General features: G+C 62.8%; 1 protein-coding gene. It reads left to right on the forward strand.

Going from position 1 to position 288, the window contains the following annotated elements:
• On the forward strand, window positions 1-288 hold a 288-nt coding region (locus CH341_RS32180; protein ID WP_245431350.1), incomplete at both ends, for a CpaD family pilus assembly lipoprotein.

Here is a 288-nt window from a genome sequence, read left to right on the forward strand (position 1 = left end):
GGACTCGAGCGGCAGGATTATCGCCTGAGACATCCCATTATGGTTTCGGAGGAGGCTGAGACGCTCGATATCCCGATCGGGATGCGTGGCGGGCATTTGTCGCCTGAGATCAAGGATGCGATTTACGATTACGCTCTCGGCTATCGTGACACAGGCATCGGTTCGGTGACCGTTCAGGTGCCGAGCGGCTCCGGCAATGACATCGCAGCCGCGGCGGCCTCGCGCGCCATCCGAGCAGCCGTCTTGGGGGCGGGGGTTGAGCCGGAACTCGTGCGCGTTGCGCCCTAT

The organism is Rhodoplanes roseus (assembly GCF_003258865.1).
Taxonomy (GTDB): Bacteria; Pseudomonadota; Alphaproteobacteria; order Rhizobiales; family Xanthobacteraceae; genus Rhodoplanes; species Rhodoplanes roseus.